The following is a 17,767-nucleotide window of genomic DNA, read 5'->3' on the forward strand; positions in this document are numbered from 1 at the left end:
CGCCCTCCCGGGGACCGACCCGGGGACCGACCCGCCGCCCCGGGGCCGCCCCGGGGTACGGCGCGTCCCCTCACCCACCCCTACCGCCCCAAAGCGGGAGGAATGCGGCACTCGGCCGCCCGGCAGGGGTGTCTCCAGGTGGATTCTCCATACCGATATGCGGACAGCTAGTGACGCGCGCCACGCCCCTGCCATAGATTCCAGCCGATTACACACAGGAGACCGCCAGGGGACGGAGCCACGGCCATGACGCAGCCAGCCGCATCACCGGATCGCAGACAGGTGGTCACGCCCACGCGCGTGGTGGCCGGCGTCTGCCTGATCGCTCCGTTCGTCGCCATGCTGTGGGTGAGCTCGTACGCCAGGATCGAGCCGAAGCTCATCGGGATCCCGTTCTTCTACTGGTACCAGATGGCATGGGTAGTGATCTCGACGGTGCTCACCACGCTCGCGTACAAGCTCGTACAGCGTGAGCAGCGCGCCCGCAAGGGCGGTGCGGCCAAGTGACTGCCACCCCGACCACGACAGGCGCCTTCGAGGTGCTCGCCGCCTCCTCGACCAAGGGCATCAACGGCGTCGCCCTGGCCGTCTTCGTCTTCTTCTTCCTGGCCGTGACGGTCATGGGGTTCCTGGCCGCCCGCTGGCGCAAGGCCGACCAGTCCGAGAACCTCGACGAATGGGGCCTGGGCGGGCGCAGCTTCGGCACCTGGATCACCTGGTTCCTGCTGGGCGGCGACCTCTACACCGCGTACACCTTCGTGGCCGTCCCGGCGGCGATCTACGCGGCGGGGGCGTCCGGCTTCTTCGCCGTCCCGTACACGATCCTGGTCTACCCGCTCATCTTCACCTTCCTCCCCCGCCTCTGGTCGGTCTCGCACAAGCACGGCTACGTCACCACCTCCGACTTCGTGCGCGGCCGCTTCGGCTCCAAGGGCCTGTCGCTGGCCGTGGCGCTCACCGGCATCCTCGCCACGATGCCCTACATCGCGCTCCAGCTGGTCGGCATCCAGGCCGTCCTGGACGTGATGGGCATCGGCGGCGGCGAGCACACCAACTGGTTCGTCAAGGACCTGCCGCTGCTGATCGCCTTCGCCGTGCTGGCCGCGTACACCTACTCCTCGGGGCTGCGGGCGCCGGCACTGATCGCGTTCGTCAAGGACGGGCTGATCTACCTCGTCATCGCCGTGGCGATCATCTACATCCCCATCAAGCTGGGCGGTTTCGGCGAGATCTTCGACTCGGCCGGCAAGGCGCTCGCCCAGCCCGGTCCGGTGCCCGGCAAGCCGCGCGGTGAGCTGGTGAGCGGGCCCAACGCGCAGTGGGCCTACGCGACGTTGGCGCTCGGCTCGGCGCTGGCGCTCTTCATGTACCCGCACTCGATCACCGCGACGCTGTCCTCGCGCAGCCGCAACGTGATCCGCCGCAACACCACCATCCTGCCGCTGTACTCCCTCATGCTGGGCCTGCTGGCGCTGCTCGGCTTCATGGCGGTCAAGGCCGGCACGGACATCCAGGGCAACCCGCAGCTGGCCATCCCGCAGCTCTTCGAGGACATGTTCCCGAGCTGGTTCTCCGGCGTGGCGTTCGCCGCGATCGGTATCGGCGCGCTGGTGCCCGCGGCCATCATGTCGATCGCCGCGGCCAACCTCTTCACCCGCAACGTCTACAAGGACTTCCTCAAGCAGGACGCCACGCCCGAGCAGGAGCACAAGGTCGCCAAGCTGGTCTCGCTGCTGGTGAAGGTCGGCGCGCTGGTGTTCGTCCTCACCATGGACAAGACCGTGGCGATCAACTTCCAGCTGCTGGGCGGGATCTGGATCCTGCAGACCATGCCGTCCCTGGTCGGCGGGTTGTTCACCCGCTGGTTCCACCGCTGGGCGCTGCTGACCGGCTGGGCGGTCGGCATGCTCTACGGCACGCTCGCGGCCTACGGCGTCGCCAGCCCGACCCAGAAGCACTTCGGCGGCTCCAGCAAGGAGATCCCCGGCATCGGCGAGATCGGCTACATCGGCCTGACCGCCTTCGTCCTGAACGTCGTGGTGACGGTCGTCCTGACCTTCGCCCTGAAGGCCGCCAAGGCCCCCGACGGCATCGACGAGACCAGCCCCGCCGACTACACGGCGGACGCCGGCGACCAGGGCGTCACCGTCGAACTGCCGCCGGCCACCGAAAAGGCGCCGGCCGGGCACTGAGCCGCCGGCTGCTGAACCTTCACGGGCCGCCGCGTCCCCTTCGGGGGGCGCGGCGGCCCCTGTCATGGTCCGGGAGTCAGCCCACCCGGTCCGTCAGCTGCTCGGTTTCGAGGGTGGGGCCCACCGGGTCCGGCAGGTGGAGCGCCTTGCCGAACGGCGCGGTGGGGACGGTCTCGTAGCGGCCGTCATCGGGTTCGCTGGAGAGCACCGTCCGGCAAGCCTGGCTGGGGTGACTTCGACGACCATGAGCACCGGGCCGGGGGCCGCCCCTTCGCCCCGGCCCACGAAGGCCTCGCACGGCACGCGCGAGGCGTCCGGACGAAGGCGTCCCTTCCGGCAGGTCTCCGCCTTCCGACCCTGGTTCGGATCGGGGAAAAGCTCCGGCCCGTGCTGCGTGCAGAGGCGAAGCAACCACTGGATGATCCGACCGTCATCCGTCCGGCGTGGGCTTGCTCTTGGCCTTCCCGTCGATAACAAGTACGTGCCGCCGACGACAGCCGAGGCCACCGACAGGCACTGTGTGATCACTCACGACACACTAGATATGGGGGTGCGTCCGATGGGCCACCACCACATGTATGCTCGTCCTCGCTGTCGCCGCAGGGGAATCCGGTGGGAATCCGGAACTGTCCCGCAACGGTGAGGGAGCGCATTCGACCGGCCGGACACCGGCTTCGGCGTGCGCTCGTGTAGTCCGAGGACCTGCCGATGGTACGTCCGCACCGCCATGGGTGCGGGTGTCGATACGTCCGGGCCCCGAGGGTTGGGCCGGTGGGCGCCGCGCGGTGTGGCCGCGCACCCCTGAGCGTCATGGGGTGCCGCATGCGCGCGTGCGCCCGTCGCGTCCCTCCCTCCCGGCCCCCGCCGAGTGAGGGAGAGCATCACGTGACCATCGCGCCAACGGAGCCCGCGTCGGACGCCGAGGTCGTGCCGCCCGCGGTGGCCACGCCCCCCGGTCCTGCCGACGGCGGACCGGGCGAGGACGGTCCGGGGGTCGCGCTGCTGCGCACCCTGACCGAGCTGACCGAGGACCTGACCGCGACCGACCCCGGCAAGGTGGCCGCCGCCGCGCTGCGCGGCCGGCACGCAGGCTCGGACGAGGCCGAACTGCGGTCGCTGGCCATCGATGCCGCGGCCGGTCTGATCGGTGACGAGCCGCAGTACTCCCGGCTCGCCGCGCGCCTGCTCACCCTCGCCATCGCGCAGGAGGCGGCCGGACAGGGGGCGGTCTCCTTCTCCGCCTCCGTCGCGGTCGGCCACCGTGAGGGCCTGATCGCGGACGAGACCGCGGAGTTCGTACGGACCCACGCGGCCCGGCTGGACGCGCTGGTCGACCGGGCGCTCGCCGACGGCGCCGACGACCGCTTCGGGTACTTCGGACTGCGGACGCTGCACTCGCGCTACCTGCTGCGCCACCCCACCACCCGTCAGGTCGTCGAGACCCCGCAGCACTTCCTGCTGCGGGTGGCCTGCGGTCTGGCGGAGGACCACAGCGACCGCGCGCTGGACGACGTCGCCGAGCTCTACCGCCTCACCAGCTCACTGTCGTACCTGCCCTCCTCCCCCACCCTGTTCAACTCCGGCACCCGCCACCCGCAGATGTCGTCCTGCTACCTGCTGGACTCGCCGCTGGACGAGCTGGACTCGATCTACGACCGGTACCACCAGGTCGCCCGGCTCTCGAAGCACGCGGGCGGCATCGGGCTGTCGTACTCCCGTATCCGCGCCCGGGGTTCGCTGATCCGCGGCACCAACGGGCACTCCAACGGCATCGTGCCGTTCCTGCGCACCCTGGACGCCTCGGTCGCGGCCGTGAACCAGGGCGGCCGGCGCAAGGGCGCCGCCTGTGTCTACCTGGAGACCTGGCACGCGGACATCGAGGAGTTCCTGGAGCTGCGCGACAACACCGGTGAGGAGGCCCGCCGGACGCACAACCTGAACATCGCCCACTGGATCCCGGACGAGTTCATGCGCCGGGTGGAGGCCGACGCCGACTGGTCGCTGTTCTCGCCGTCGGACGCCCCGGAACTGGTGGACCTGTGGGGCGACGAGTTCGACGCCGCCTACCGCAAGCTGGAGGCCGAGGGCCGGGCGCTCAAGCAGATCCCCGCCCGGGTGCTGTACTCCCGGATGATGCGCACCCTGGCGCAGACCGGCAACGGCTGGATGACGTTCAAGGACGCCGCCAACCGCACCGCCAACCAGACCGCCGAGCCCGGCCAGGTCGTGCACTCCTCCAACCTGTGCACCGAGATCCTGGAGGTCACCAACGACGGGGAGACCGCGGTCTGCAACCTGGGGTCGGTCAACCTCTCGGCGCACCTCGGTGAGAACGGTGAGATGGACTGGGAGCGGCTGGACGCCACCGTCCGTACCGCCGTCACCTTCCTCGACCGCGTCGTGGACATCAACTTCTACCCGACCGAGCAGGCCGGGACCTCCAACTCCCGCTGGCGCCCGGTGGGTCTGGGCCTGATGGGCCTGCAGGACGTCTTCTTCCGGCTGCGGCTGCCCTTCGACTCGCCCGAGGCCCGGGAGCTGTCGACCCGGATCTCCGAGCGGATCATGCTCGCCGCGTACGAGGCGTCGGCGGACCTGGCCGAGCGGCACGGCCCGCACCCGGCGTGGTCGGCGACCCGCACCGCCCGCGGAGTGCTGCACCCGGACCACTACCCGAACGCCGAGCCGCGCTGGGCCGACCGCTGGGCGGCGCTGCGCACCCGGATCGCGACCACCGGCATGCGCAACTCCCTGCTGCTGGCGATCGCGCCGACCGCGACCATCGCCTCCATCGCGGGCGTGTACGAGTGCATCGAGCCGCAGGTCTCCAACCTCTTCAAGCGCGAGACGCTCTCCGGTGAGTTCCTCCAGGTCAACGCCTATCTGATCGAGGAGCTCAAGGCGCTGGGGCTGTGGGACGCACGGACCCGCGACGCCCTGCGCGAGGCCAACGGCTCGGTGCAGGACGCCGCATGGATCCCCGAGGAGATCCGGGCGCTGTACCGCACGGCCTGGGAGATCCCGCAGCGCGCCCTGATCGACATGGCCGCGGCCCGTACGCCCTACCTCGACCAGAGCCAGTCGCTGAACCTCTTCATGGCGTCGCCGACCATCGGCAAGCTCAGCTCGATGTACGCCTACGCCTGGAAGCGCGGCATCAAGACGACGTACTACCTGCGGTCGCGGCCGGCGACCCGGATCGCGCAGTCGGCACGCGGCACCGCGGCCGCCGCCCCCGCCCCCGTCCCGCAGCAGGCCACCGACCCCGAGGCGGTCGCCTGCTCCCTGGAAAACCCCGAGTCCTGCGAGGCCTGCCAGTAATGCCCGACCACCACCCCTCAACGACGGCGCTGCGCGCCGAGAGCCCCAAGGACCAGACCACCACCGCGGCGGCCACGCACACCGCCACCACCGGCGAGAAGAACCTGCTCGACCCGGGCTTCGAGCTGACGCTGCGCCCCATGCGGTACCCGGAGTTCTACGACCGCTACCGCGACGCGATCAAGAACACCTGGACCGTGGAGGAGGTCGACCTCCACTCCGACGTCGCCGACCTCGCCAAGCTCTCGCCGGGCGAGCAGCACATGATCGGCCGGCTGGTGGCGTTCTTCGCGACCGGTGACTCGATCGTCTCCAACAACCTCGTGCTGACGCTCTACAAGCACATCAACTCCCCCGAGGCGCGGCTCTACCTGAGCCGGCAGCTCTTCGAGGAGGCCGTGCACGTCCAGTTCTACTTGACGCTGCTGGACACCTACCTCCCCGACCCGGACGACCGCGCCGCGGCCTTCGCGGCCGTGGAGAACATCCCGTCCATCCGGGAGAAGGCCCAGTTCTGCTTCAGGTGGATGGACTCGGTCGAGAAGATCGACCGGCTGGAGTCCAAGGCCGACCGGCGCCGCTTCCTGCTGAACCTGATCTGCTTCGCGGCCTGCATCGAGGGGCTGTTCTTCTACGGCGCCTTCGCGTACGTGTACTGGTTCCGCTCGCGGGGCCTGCTGCACGGCCTGGCCACCGGCACCAACTGGGTGTTCCGCGACGAGTCCATGCACATGGAGTTCGCCTTCTCGGTGGTGGACACCGTCCGCGAGGAGGAGCCCGACCTCTTCGACGACAAGCTGGAGCAGCAGGTCACGGACATGCTCAAGGAGGCCGTCGAGGCGGAGCTGCAGTTCGGCCGCGACCTGTGCGGTGACGGCCTGCCGGGCATGAACACCGACTCGATGCGCGCGTACCTCCAGTGCGTCGCCGACCAGCGGCTGCAGCGGCTCGGCTTCGCGCCGGTCTACGGCTCGGAGAACCCGTTCTCCTTCATGGAGCTGCAGAACGTCCAGGAGCTGACCAACTTCTTCGAGCGCCGGGCGTCCGCCTACCAGGTCGCCGTGGAGGGTTCGGTCTCCTTCGACGACGACTTCTAGAAGACGCGTCGCGACGCCCCTTCGTCCTCGCCGCCCGCCTTTTGTGAGCGTTCTGTTACCTCGGCAACCGGAGCCGGGCCCGCCACATCTACCCGGGCATGAAGGGCACGAAGGGGCGTCGTCGTCGGTTCATCGACTATCCGCGTCAAGGACGCAGCGGCCTGCGCCGTTGGCTGCCGTCCTGGAGACAGTGGCTGAGCGCCGTCGCGCTCTGCCTGGGCGGCCTGGCGGGACTGTTCGCCGTGGTCTACGCGAAGATCGATGTGCCGGACGAGAACGAGCTGGCCGGTCAGGAAGCCACCGTCTACTACTGGGCGGACGGCAGCCAGATGGTGAGCGTGGGCGCCGTCAACCGGCAGAACGTCACCCTCGACAAGGTGCCCGACTCGGTCGAGAACTCCGTGATCGCGGCGGAGAACGCCACCTTCTACAGCGACGCCGGTGTCTCCCTCCAGGGCATCGGCCGCGCGCTGGTCAACATGGTCTCCGGCCAGGAGACCCAGGGCGGCTCCACCATCACCCAGCAGTATGTGAAGAACACCTATCTCTCGCAGGACCAGACGGTCACCCGCAAGGTGAAGGAATTCATCATCTCGCTGAAGGTGAGCAACCAGAAGTCCAAGCAGGACATCCTGCGCGGCTACCTCAACACCAGCTGGTTCGGCCGTGGTTCGTACGGCATCCAGGCCGCCGCCCACGCCTACTACGGCATCGACGCCAAGGACCTCGACCCCAGCCAGGGCGCCCTGCTGGCCGCCCTGCTGAAGGGCTCGGAACAGTACGACCCGGGGCTGGGCAAGGCCAATCACCAGCGGGCCGTGGCCCGGTGGAAATGGATCCTCGACCGGCAGGTCGACACCGGGAAGATGAGCCGGCAGGAGCGGGCGAAGTACCGCACCTTCCCCGAGCCCCGGGGCCTGTCCAAGCCCACCAGCCAGGCCGGGCAGACCGGCTATCTCGTGGATGTCGCCAACAAGTTCATCAAGGCCGGCACCGGTCTGACCGACAAGGACCTGGCACGCGGCGGATACCGCATCCACACCACCTTCGACAAACAGCGCACCCGCCGGCTGGAGAAGGCGGTGCGGGACGTCCGCCGGGACACCATCGATGCGAAGCGGCGCGCGGCCGACAACTACGTGGAGGTCGGCGCGGCCTCCGTCCGCCCCAAGGACGGGGCGATCGTCGCGCTCTACGGCGGCGCGGACGCCACCCGGCACTTCAGCAACAACGCGGACACCTCGGCGGTCCCGGCCGGCTCGGCCTTCAAGCCGTTCGTGCTGGCGGCCGCGCTCCAGCGGCCGGACGGCGCCACCGCGGAGCCCGCGCAACAGGCGGCGGACGCGAAGAGCGGCGCCGAGGACCTGGGCGGGGCGCTGATGAAGGCCGAGAGCCAGCCGTTCGTCCGGGCCGGGCAGCGCATCGGGCTGGAGCGCATCCGGGATCTGGCGGTGTCGGCGGGGCTGCGCAAGGAGAGCATGGCCCCCCTGGAGCAGACCTTCCCGCTGGGCACGTCGGCCCCCAGCGCGATACGGATGGCGAGCGCCTACACCACCTTCGCCAACGGCGGGCTGCACAGCGACCCGTACGCGGTGTCCGGGATGACCCACCACGGCAGCATCGTCCCCGGCTTCGACCGCGCCGAGCCCGTACAGGTCCTCGACGCCGGGGTCGCCCAGCAGGTGTCCAGCTCCCTGGAGGTGGTCGGCTGGCGCACCCTGGGGATGCCGGGCGGCACGCCGTTCCAGCGGCCGGTCGCGGCCGGCCGCACGGAGCCGGGCGACCGGATGAAGTCCGCGTGGTTCATCGGCAGCCCGCCGGCCCCCGGCCCCGACCTGGGCGCCGCGGCCGGCGCCGGAGCGGGGAGCGCGGTGCGTCCCGACCGGGTGCCCGGCGCCGCCGACGGGAGCGAGCCGACCACCGCCGTGACCCTGTTCCGCAACAAGCCGGGAGCGCCCGAGCTGCTGCCGATGCAGGGCGTCGGCGGTTCCGGCACCGGGCTGGGGACCAGCATCCCGCCGAAGATCTGGCGGGCCTACCAGCAGGGATCGTGACGCCGCGGCGCCCGGCTCCGGCCGGGCGCCCGCCCGCGTCTCAGTCGTTGGCGACGACGGGGTAGCGCGGCTCCAGCTCGGCCATCTGCTTCAGGGCGTCCTTGCGGTCCCGCTTGCTGAGCCGGTCGATGTAGAGGTAGCCGTGCAGGTGGTCGGTCTCGTGCTGCAGGCAGCGCGCGAAGTAGCCCGTGCCCTCGATCGCGATCGGCTCGCCCTGGGCGTTCCGGCCGCGGACCACGGCGTAGTCGGGGCGGGCCAGCGAGGCGTAGGCGCCGGGCACGGACAGGCAGCCCTCGTTGGAGTCGTCCAGGATCCGGCGCTCGGCCGGCAGCTCGTCCAGCACGGGGTTGCAGATCGCGCCGACGTGCCGCACGCCCTGGTCGTCCGGGCAGTCGTAGACGAAGACCTTCAGGTCCACACCGATCTGGTTCGCGGCCAGGCCCACGCCCTCGGCGGTGCGCTGGCTGGCGAACATGTCGTCGATGAGCCGGCCGAGGCTCTCGTCGAACTCCGTGACGTCCTTGCACTCCTTGTGGAGCACGGGGTTGCCGACGACCGTGATCGGCCGCGAGGTGCCGCGCTCCCGATGGGCGGTCTCCCGCTCCTCCGCGTCCGTGACGTCGTCGATGAATGCTTCGTCCACGCGCTGGTCACCGTCTTGATCAAACACAGGCTGCTGGGCCATCTCCGCCGTACGCCTTCCTGAAAACCCTGAGTAGTCGCCCTACAGCCTACGGGGGCGCGCCCCGGGGCTCAGCAGACCTCTTCGAGATCCCGCCACTCGCGGGTGTCCGGGCTGTCCGCGACCCAGCCGTCCAGCAGGCCGCGGACCAGGGCGGACGGCGCCGCGATGCCGCATTCGCGCTCCGGCACCCACAGCGAGCCCGACCCCGCCGTGCGGTGGCCCAGCGGCCCGGGGTGGCCCGGCTCACTGTGGTCGTGCGGGTCCAGGTGCTCGCCGTCGCCCTCGTCGCTGGGCATCCGGCTCTCCGAGCAGGTGCGGCACAGCAGCCGGACCGACGACGACCAGTCCTCGGCGGCGAAGCCCGCGTCGGCCGCCAGCCGCTCCAGGGCGTCCCGGTCGGCCTCGGTGGCGGCCTCCAGCAGCACCACCCAGGTGGGGACCGGGGAGGGCGCCCACAGCTCGATCTCGTCGAAGACCGGATACGCCCTGGTGGTGCCGTCGGCGCCGGCCGCGGTGGTCCGCTCGCCGTGCGGGACGCCGTCGTGCAGCACCACCTCGCCCCAGCGCCGCCCGGAGGACGGCAGCGGGATCGACAGCACCTCGATACGGGCCGGGTCCAGCCGGCGGCCCCAGACCACCTCGGCCTCGCCCTCCGGGGAGAGGCGGACGGCGGCGCTGCCCAGGGCCATGCCGAGCGGTTCACCGGACGGCGAGCCGTCGCCGGGGACCTTGAGGCCGTAGGCCTGCCAGGCCCGGCGGGCCAGCGGCCAGTCCTGCAGGGCGGTGGCGGCGATGCCGACGTTCCACCAGTCGGGCGCCCCGGCCTCGCGGTCCAGCAGCGCGACCGCGCGCAGCCCGGCGGCCCTGGCCTGCTCCCAGTCGTGCCGGAACTTGTGCAGCAGCGCGAGGTTGAACCAGGACTCCGACAGCCACGGCTCCATGTCCGCGGCGCGCGTCAGCAGCGCCCCCGCGTCCTCGTAACGGCCGTCGCCGATCAGCGTGAAAGCGCGGTCGGTCGCCTGCCGCCACGAGGCGGAGGGCCGATGCCGTACCTTGCCGAAGATCCTCACGATTCCCGCCTGCTGGTTGCTCTTGATGCCGCTGAGGTGGGGTCCCGAGCGGCGTCCGGGGCCTTGGGGGCCCACTCGACAACCTGCCACAGATTGCCGCCGGGCTCAGCCCGGTTTGCCGGTCCCCCTGCGGCTCCTTGCCCTTCGCCGACCCCCTGAACCCCCTGAAAGGGGCTTCCTTCGCATCCAACCATGCCCATCTCGAAGGGCGCTCATTACCCATGGGTTCCATGACATCGGACGCCCGGCGCAGGCCCAACGGCCGCGATACGGGGGCGTGAGCGGGGCGTACGACGCCGCGGGGCGGGCGGTGACCGGCCGCGGACCGATTCCTGCCCTACCGGGGCCTCCACCTCCGGTGCGGGGCGGCGTACGCCGGAAGGCCGGGCAGCGCCCGGTCCCCGTCACCGGAGCAGTCGCTCATCTCACACCGTCCGGCCCCCGCACGCCAGGACCCGGGCCAGCGCCTCGACGACCCGGGGCTCGTGGTCCTGCGCGGTGGCCAGCCGCAGCCGCTCCAGGGCCCGCAGCGAACCGCCGGGCCCCGCCGACTCCCCCGCCAGATCGTCGTAGGCGTTGACCGTGCGCACGATGCGCGCCGTGACCGGCTGGTCCCGGTACGGATCGGCCTGCCGCTCGACGATCACCGCGACCTCGGCGGGGACCCCGGTCTGCCGCACCACGGCGCCGCCCAGCAGCGCGATCCGGCGCTGCTGGGCGGGCGGCAGCGGCGCGGTGGCGCCCGCCGGCACCGGGTCCAGCAGCGAGAGCTGGCCGATGTCGTGCATCAGCGCCGCGTATTCGAGCACGTCCAGGTCCGGCTCGTTCAGCCCGAGTTCGCGGCCCACGGCACGGCTGAGCGCGGCCACCCGGCGGGCATGCCCGTGCGGGGTGTAGCCGGCGATCTCGGTGGAGCGGGCCAGCGAGGCGATGGTCTGGCGGTAGGTGGTGCGCACGGCGGCGAACCGGCGGAAGGCGAACTGGGTCAGCAGCAGCGGCAGGCAGAAGACCGGCAGCGCCCACAGCCCGGCGACCGAGGTGGCCAGCGAGATCACCACTCCGGTGGCACAGATCGCCGAGCCGATGCCGGGCAGCGCCCGCAACTCGTCGCGCAGCAGCGGCCCGTACGGCCAGCCGGTGCGGGCGCGGGCGAGCGCGGCCGCCAGCACCGCGTCGCACAGCGCGGTCAGCGCCATCAGGCCGGTCAGGAACAGCGGGTGGACCGGGCCCGGGGCCGCCCAGCCGTCCGGGGCCCCGGTGTGGTGGAGGGGCTGGAAGCAGGTGGCGGCGAAGCCGGTGGTCAGCATCCGGCGGGCGAGGTGGTCCAGGGCCGGTCCCCGGCCGCGGGCGACCTGCGGGACCAGCCCGACCAGCCCCGCCGCCAGGACCACGGCCACGGTCTGCGGCACGCCATGGGTCGTCGGCAGCCCGCCGACCGCGCCGAGCAGGGCGTACGCGAGGGCGCCCGCCGCGCCGAGCGGGGCGCCCTCCCGCTCCCCCCGCGTCCGCCCCCCGGCCGCCGGTGCGGGCCCCCGGCCCACCAGCTCGCCCACGGCGATCAGGATCCCGAAGGCCAGCGCGACCCCGGGCTCGGCCAGGCCCTCCCAGAGCGTCCGGCCGAGCGACCAGCACGCCAGCGCGGCGGCCGGGGCGTAGACCGCGGCGATCACGGCACCGCCCCGTGCGGCGGGCATCCCGGCGCCGGCGGGTGCCGCCCGCCTCCGCGGCCGCGGGCCCGGCCGGGGCCGCGCGGGGGCGCCGCTCATCGCGCGCCGTCCCGCGCGGCGGCCTCACGGTGCCGCGCGGGCCGCCGGTCCGGCCGCCGTCCGCCGGCCGGCTCCCCGGCCCCCTGCGTCGCGTCCGCGCCCTGCGCGAGGCCGTCCCCCGGCCCTTCCCCGGCCGCCCCGGGCTCCGGGTCCGCCGCCGTCACCAGGTCCGGCTGCCAGCCGTACCGGTCGAGCGACGCCGCCAGCGCCCGGACCATCCGCGGGTCGAACTGCGCCCCGGCGCACCGGCGCAGCTCCTCCAGGGCCGCCGGGACCGGCCGGGCCCGGCGGTAGGAGCGGGTCGAGGTCATCGCGTCGAAGGCGTCCGCGACCGCCACCAACCGGGCGCACTCCGGGATGTGATGACCCCTCAGGCCGTAGGGGTAGCCGCGCCCGTCCAGCCGCTCGTGGTGGTGCAGGATCGCCGCCCGCGCCTCCCCCAGGAAGCCGATGCCGCGCACGATCTCGTGGCCGTACTCGGGGTGCAGCTCGATGACCCGGCGCTCCTGCGGCGTCAGCGGCCCGTCCTTGCGCAACAGCCGGGTGGGGACGCCGAGTTTGCCGACGTCGTGCAGGATGCCGGCGAACCGCAGCACCTCCACCCGGTCCTCCGCCATGCCCAGCTCCCGGGCGATCAGCACCGAGGCGCGCCCGACCCGCTCGCTGTGCCCACGGGTGTAGCGGTCCTTGATGTCGACGGCCTGCACGAGGGCGCGGATGGTGGCCTGATGGGCGGTGCGTTCGCGGTGGTACTGCGCGAACACCCAGCAGGACAGGCACATCGGCAGCAGCACCAGCAGGGCGGCCGTCGGCCCGTACGCGCTGCGCCACAGCACCGCCATCATCAACCCGGCCAGGCCGTGCACCAGATGCGGCCCCAGCGAACGGGGCAGCGCGCCGCGCCAGGCGGTGCGCAGCGGGTGCCGCTCGGCGGCGGCCAGCACCCCGCCCTCCAGCGCCACGAGCACCACGCAGAAGGTGGTGGCGGCCGCCGCGGCGGGCAGCAGCAGAACGGGGAACTGCGGTGCGGACAGCGGATGGTGGCCGACGGCCCGGAAGACCTCGGCGGCCGCCCAGCAGGCCAGTGCCGGCTCGGCGGCGTGCCAGAGCCTGCGGGCGCCGGCCGCGGGCGCCGTCGCCGCTCCCGTCAGCGCCCCGGGGACGGCGGTCAGCGCGGCCAGGGGCGGCGGCAGCAGGAAGACCCCGGCGAGCAGGACGGGACTGGCCCAGCCGGTGAGCGAGCCCCCGGACGTGCCGGGGGCACCCGCGCCGTACGGTATGCGGCCGCCCACCAGCGGGCAGCGGTGCAGGTGTTCGCACAGTGCGTACAAAGCGGCCAGGGCCAGGGTGCTGCTCCAGGGGGCGGCGGCACCGAGGCGGAGCGCCGGGGCGGCACACAGCGCCGCGGCCAGGGCTGCGCCGCCGACATACCACCGCGCGGCCACCGGAAGTTCCCGCATCGCGCCCTCCTCAGCATGCCCACCGCTCTCCCCCCGCTCTTGCGGAGCGGAAGGGCCCGCGCGCTGCCTGCGCAGTGCGCCGGGGTCCGGTGAGAATAGAGGCGTCGGGGCGCCGGGGAAGGTGCATCAGCGGATCGGGCGGGACGAATCGCCCCGCCCCTCACCCCTTAGGGTGACGTGCCGCGTTATTCGGCGCGGGCGGTCTCGTTCCGTGCCTCGGTGGATCCGGTCGCCTCGGGCGTACCGGTCCCCTCCTCGGACGCCGCCTGTTCGCGCTGGGCCTGTTCCTTCTTGGCCTGTTCGAGCACGCTCACCTCGGGCACGGTCTCCCCGGCCCGGATGAGGTCGATCCGGCCCAGGACCTTGGAGCGCAGGTCGCTGGGGACGTCGTCATGGCCGCAGCAGCGCTTGACGAGCTTCTTGACCGCCTGCTCCAGGCCGTACTTCTCCAGGCACGGCGAGCACTCGTCGAGATGCACCTGGAAGTCTGCGCACTCGCCCTCGGGCATCTCGCGGTCGAGATACTCGTAGAGGTGGTCGAGGACCTCTGAGCAGTCCTTCTCGTGCGGGTCTCCGCAGCTCATGATCCCGAGCCTTTCCGGTCGTGCGACTCCGTCGTGCGCGCGGACTGCGGGTCCGCCGTCGCCGCCCCCGCCGGGACCAGCCCGCGCTCACGGGCGTAATCCTCCAGCATGCCGCGCAGTTGGCGCCGGCCGCGGTGCAGACGGGACATCACCGTACCGATGGGTGTCCCCATGATGTCCGCGATCTCCTTGTAGGCAAACCCCTCGACATCCGCGAGGTAGACCGCGATACGGAACTCCTCGGGGATCTCCTGGAGCGCGGCCTTCACATCGGAGTCGGGAAGGTGGTCGAGCGCCTGCGACTCGGCGGAGCGCAGACCGGTCGACATATGCGACTCGGCGCGCGCCAGCTGCCAGTCCTCGATCTCCTCGGCGGCGCTGCGCTGCGGCTCCCGCTGCTTCTTGCGGTAGGAGTTGATGAAGGTGTTCGTGAGGATGCGGTAGAGCCACGCCTTGAGGTTGGTGCCCTCCCGGAACTGGTGGAAGGACGCATACGCCTTGGCGTACGTCTCCTGCACCAGGTCCTCCGCGTCGGCCGGGTTGCGCGTCATGCGCAGCGCGGCGGAGTACATCTGGTCCAGGAAGGTCAGCGCGTCCCGCTCGAAGCGCGCATTGCGCTCGGCAGCGCTCTCCGGGGCCTTCTCCTCAGCCGTGCCGTCGGTCCCTGCGTCGGTACCGGTGACCGGACCCACCTCCTCCAACACCGTCCTGGATCCGGATGCGGACCCACCCGATTCGGAGAATAGACGACGATCCGGTGCCGCCGCCGCTCCAGCCAGGGCGGGCTGCGTCACCTGCATCTGCGACCACGGCAGGTCGGCGGCCGGGCGGGCCGGGCAAGCGATTCCCATGCGGCGGACTCCCATTCCTCGTGCTTCACGCGGCGTACTCGAGTACTACGCCTGGCACAACAGCCGCACCCGGCGCGGCATTCCCGGCGTCCGCGGCCGAGAGGGAACTACGGGGAACGCCGGGCCGCGCGCCTCTGCTCCACGGCTGTCCCGCACGGCTCCTCCGGTACGGCAGGGCAACACGGGCGGGGCAGGCGACCGGGCGGCAAACCCGCTTGCCGTTCCGGCAAGCCCTGCCCAATGCTGACGGACATCAGCCGAACATCCCGTCCAGCCAGGCCGCCACCGCGTCCGTGAGCACGGCCATCGACTCCGCCTCGCCGACACCCGCCTTCTTCGGCACCGCGAAGCCGTGGTCACCGTGCGCCACCTCGGTGAGCTCCGTGCCCGGCGGGAACTCCTCCGGCCGGCCGAACGGATCCCGGCCGCCCTGGACGACCAGCGTCGGCACCCCGGCACCGGTCAGCTCGTCCGCCCGGGACTTCTCCGGCCGGCCCGGCGGATGCAGCGGGAAGCTGAGCGCCAGTACGGCCTGCGCCCCCAGGTCACGCGCCGTGCGGCAGGCCACCCGGGCACCGGCGCTGCGGCCGCCGGCGACCACCGGCAGCCCCGGCTTCTCCAGCGCGGGCCACAGTGCGGTCCAGCCCGTGTCCAGGGTCTTCGGCGCGGGCGCCAGCTTCTTGCCCGCCACCCGCCACGGCTGCTCGACCAGCGCCACGGTGTACCCGCGGGCGGGCAGGGCGGCCGCCAGGGCCTTCAGGTCGCGTGCCTCGATGCCGCCGCCGGCGCCGTGGCTCACGGCCACCACGGCCCGCGCCGGTGTGGCGTGCCGGTGCCAGGTGATCCGGGCGTCGCCCGCGGGTGTCCCGACCGTCTCGGTCTCCATCGCCCCAGTGCTCATACGCCCATCCTGCCCCGTGCCGCGGCCGGAGGGTCACCGCGGCGCGGCGGCCCGTGGCCGGGCACCCGCACCGGGTCAGAACAGCGTGCCCAGCTCGGGGCCGTCGAGCTCGGCGACCAGCTCGGGTCCGTTGTTGCGGACGTTGCTGACGCCGGTGGGGACGGGGTGGGCGCGCAGCAGTCCGGCCGGCGGCGGCATCAGCAGCCCGCGCACCTCGTCGGGGTCGGTGCGCGACGGGTCGAGCCAGGCGTCCCAGCGGTCCGGGGTCAGCACCAGCGGCATCCTGGGGTGGATGTCGGCCAGCGCCTGCGGTCCCCCGCCGCCGTCGGCCCCGGCCAGCGGGGTGGTCTCGGCCTCCGTCGTGACGACCGTGCACGTCACCCACCAGGCCTGGGGATGGTCCCCGGGCAGCGTCCGGTCCCGCCAGAACTCGTACAGCCCGGCCATCGCCATCACCGAGCCGTCCGCGGGCGTCACGAAGTACGGCTGCTTGCGGGGCCGCTTCTTCCTGCCCTGCTCCTCCAGCTGCCGCTCCGCGGCGTCGGTGACCCACTCGAAATACCCGTCGCCGGGCAGCAGGCACCGGCGGGTGGCGAAGGCCTGCCGGTAGGACGGCTTCTCGTGGACCGTCTCGGCCCGCGCATTGATCATCTTTGCGGCGGCCTCGGGTGATTTCGACCACGACGGGACCAGGCCCCACTTCAGCGGCCGCAGCTGGCGCACCGGGCCGTCGGCGGGGAAGGCGTCGGCCGCCGCGCCCTTGAGGGGGCGTTCGAGCACCGCATGCACCCGGTCCGTCGGCGCCACGTTCCAGCTGGGCGCCAGGGTCTCCGCCGGCTCCCACTGCTGCACGCCGAAGGTCCCCACCAGTTCCTCGGGCCGACGACTCGCTGCATACCTACCGCACATGCATGCCACACTGCCATGCCACACGAAGGGGAGACATGGACACCGACCACCTCACCGACATATGGAGCCGCGTCTTCGGGACCCAGCCCGCCCCGTCGCTCTGGCTGGTGATCATCACGGCGGTGCTCGCGCTGGGCGCCGTCGTCCCGCACACCGCCTGGCGGCTGTCGCGGAACGCCGTCACCATCGCCCACGAGGGCGGGCACGGACTGATCGCCCTGCTCACCGGCCGCCGCCTGGACGGCATCCGGCTGCACTCGGACACCTCGGGCCTGACCGTTTCGCGTGGCAAGCCGACCGGCCTGGGCATGGTGCTGACCGCGGCGGCGGGCTACATCGCCCCGTCCCTGCTGGGCCTCGCGGGTGCCGCCCTGCTCGCCGCGGGGCACATCACGGCGCTGCTGTGGGGCGCGACCGCGCTGCTGCTGGCGATGCTGATCATGATCCGCAACGCGTACGGCGTGCTCACCGTGGTGCTGACCGGCGCCGCCTTCGTGCTGGTCTCCTGGCTGACGACGGCCCAGGTGCAGGCGGCGTTCGCCTATGTCGTGGTGTGGTTCCTGCTGCTGGGCGGGGTGCGGCCGCCGTTCGAGCTGATGGGCAAGCGGCGCCGCGGCGGAGCCGTGGACTCCGACCCGGACCAGCTGGCGCGCCTGACCCATGTCCCCGCGGCCGTCTGGCTCGGCCTCTTCCATGTGGTGACGCTGTGCTCGCTGATCGGCGGCGGACGCTGGCTGCTCGGCCTGTGACACCCGCCGCACCGGGCCGCGGCCGGGTCGCCCACCGCCACGCCCGGGGTGTGCGCCGCCGGCCCGCTCCCGGCAGCCGGGCGCACCGTCACCGCCGCGTTCCGGCGGAGTCGCGCCACTTTTGATCA

General features: G+C 72.4%; 15 protein-coding genes and 1 riboswitch. Of the genes, 6 read left to right on the plus strand and 9 right to left on the minus strand.

What is annotated here, in order from left to right; genetic code table 11:
* Window positions 1–246: 246 nt before the first annotated feature.
* The gene (locus tag AB0411_RS26695; RefSeq protein ID WP_366419810.1) at window positions 247–507 is read left to right on the plus strand and encodes a DUF3311 domain-containing protein; all 261 of its coding nucleotides are present in this window, start codon (window positions 247–249) and stop codon (window positions 505–507) included.
* Between the two features lie 59 nt (window positions 508–566).
* On the plus strand, window positions 567–2,192 hold the full coding sequence (mctP, locus tag AB0411_RS26700; protein ID WP_366419856.1) for a monocarboxylate uptake permease MctP: 1,626 nt from the start codon (window positions 567–569) through the stop codon (window positions 2,190–2,192).
* A gap of 76 nt (window positions 2,193–2,268) precedes the next feature.
* On the opposite strand, the gene AB0411_RS26705 is transcribed toward mctP, so the two are convergent.
* On the minus strand, window positions 2,269–2,400 hold the full coding sequence (locus tag AB0411_RS26705) for a hypothetical protein (protein ID WP_366419811.1): 132 nt from the start codon (window positions 2,398–2,400) through the stop codon (window positions 2,269–2,271).
* Window positions 2,401–2,736: 336 nt separating this feature from the next.
* Window positions 2,737–2,916, plus strand: a riboswitch (cobalamin riboswitch).
* Window positions 2,917–3,077: 161 nt separating this feature from the next.
* Between AB0411_RS26705 and AB0411_RS26710 the strand changes: the two genes are divergently transcribed.
* From AB0411_RS26710 to AB0411_RS26720, 3 genes are all read left to right on the plus strand, one after another.
* Window positions 3,078–5,513 (plus strand): ribonucleoside-diphosphate reductase subunit alpha, encoded by a 2,436-nt coding sequence (locus AB0411_RS26710; RefSeq protein ID WP_403147121.1) that lies wholly within the window; start codon window positions 3,078–3,080, stop codon window positions 5,511–5,513.
* On the plus strand, window positions 5,513–6,610 hold the full coding sequence (locus tag AB0411_RS26715; RefSeq protein ID WP_366419812.1) for a ribonucleotide-diphosphate reductase subunit beta: 1,098 nt from the start codon (window positions 5,513–5,515) through the stop codon (window positions 6,608–6,610). The genes AB0411_RS26710 and AB0411_RS26715 overlap by 1 nt, the downstream gene beginning before the upstream one ends.
* A gap of 98 nt (window positions 6,611–6,708) precedes the next feature.
* Window positions 6,709–8,664 carry a transglycosylase domain-containing protein gene (locus AB0411_RS26720; protein WP_366419813.1) on the plus strand — a complete coding sequence of 652 codons (1,956 nt, stop codon included), beginning with the start codon at window positions 6,709–6,711 and terminating at the stop codon, window positions 8,662–8,664.
* A 40-nt stretch (window positions 8,665–8,704) separates the two neighbouring features.
* Here AB0411_RS26720 and def read toward each other — a convergent pair whose 3' ends face one another.
* The 8 genes from def to AB0411_RS26760 all read right to left on the minus strand — a co-directional run bounded on the left by def (window position 8,705) and on the right by AB0411_RS26760 (window position 16,890).
* Complete coding sequence (def, locus tag AB0411_RS26725) at window positions 8,705–9,349, minus strand: peptide deformylase (RefSeq protein ID WP_366419814.1); 645 nt, start codon at window positions 9,347–9,349, stop codon at window positions 8,705–8,707.
* Window positions 9,350–9,417: 68 nt separating this feature from the next.
* The gene (locus tag AB0411_RS26730; RefSeq protein WP_366419815.1) at window positions 9,418–10,419 is read right to left on the minus strand and encodes a tetratricopeptide repeat protein; all 1,002 of its coding nucleotides are present in this window, start codon (window positions 10,417–10,419) and stop codon (window positions 9,418–9,420) included.
* A gap of 425 nt (window positions 10,420–10,844) precedes the next feature.
* Complete coding sequence (locus tag AB0411_RS26735) at window positions 10,845–12,113, minus strand: HD-GYP domain-containing protein (protein ID WP_366419816.1); 1,269 nt, start codon at window positions 12,111–12,113, stop codon at window positions 10,845–10,847.
* 68 nt (window positions 12,114–12,181) lie between these two features.
* Complete coding sequence (locus AB0411_RS26740) at window positions 12,182–13,645, minus strand: HD-GYP domain-containing protein (RefSeq protein WP_366419817.1); 1,464 nt, start codon at window positions 13,643–13,645, stop codon at window positions 12,182–12,184.
* Between the two features lie 185 nt (window positions 13,646–13,830).
* On the minus strand, window positions 13,831–14,229 hold the full coding sequence (rsrA, locus tag AB0411_RS26745) for a mycothiol system anti-sigma-R factor (protein WP_366419818.1): 399 nt from the start codon (window positions 14,227–14,229) through the stop codon (window positions 13,831–13,833).
* A complete protein-coding gene (locus AB0411_RS26750) occupies window positions 14,226–14,921 on the minus strand; it encodes a sigma-70 family RNA polymerase sigma factor (RefSeq protein WP_208629100.1) in 696 nt (231 codons plus the stop codon). The genes rsrA and AB0411_RS26750 overlap by 4 nt, the downstream gene beginning before the upstream one ends.
* Before the next feature lie 412 nt (window positions 14,922–15,333).
* Complete coding sequence (locus AB0411_RS26755) at window positions 15,334–15,981, minus strand: alpha/beta hydrolase family protein (RefSeq protein WP_366419819.1); 648 nt, start codon at window positions 15,979–15,981, stop codon at window positions 15,334–15,336.
* Between the two features lie 75 nt (window positions 15,982–16,056).
* The gene (locus tag AB0411_RS26760; protein WP_366419820.1) at window positions 16,057–16,890 is read right to left on the minus strand and encodes an SOS response-associated peptidase; all 834 of its coding nucleotides are present in this window, start codon (window positions 16,888–16,890) and stop codon (window positions 16,057–16,059) included.
* A gap of 35 nt (window positions 16,891–16,925) precedes the next feature.
* Here AB0411_RS26760 and AB0411_RS26765 point away from each other — a divergent pair, with 35 nt between their 5' ends.
* Window positions 16,926–17,639 carry a M50 family metallopeptidase gene (locus AB0411_RS26765; RefSeq protein ID WP_366419821.1) on the plus strand — a complete coding sequence of 238 codons (714 nt, stop codon included), beginning with the start codon at window positions 16,926–16,928 and terminating at the stop codon, window positions 17,637–17,639.
* Window positions 17,640–17,767 lie beyond the last annotated feature (128 nt).

Origin of the sequence: Streptomyces angustmyceticus (assembly GCF_040701845.1) — a bacterium.
Lineage (GTDB): Bacteria > Actinomycetota > Actinomycetes > Streptomycetales > Streptomycetaceae > Streptomyces > Streptomyces angustmyceticus_A.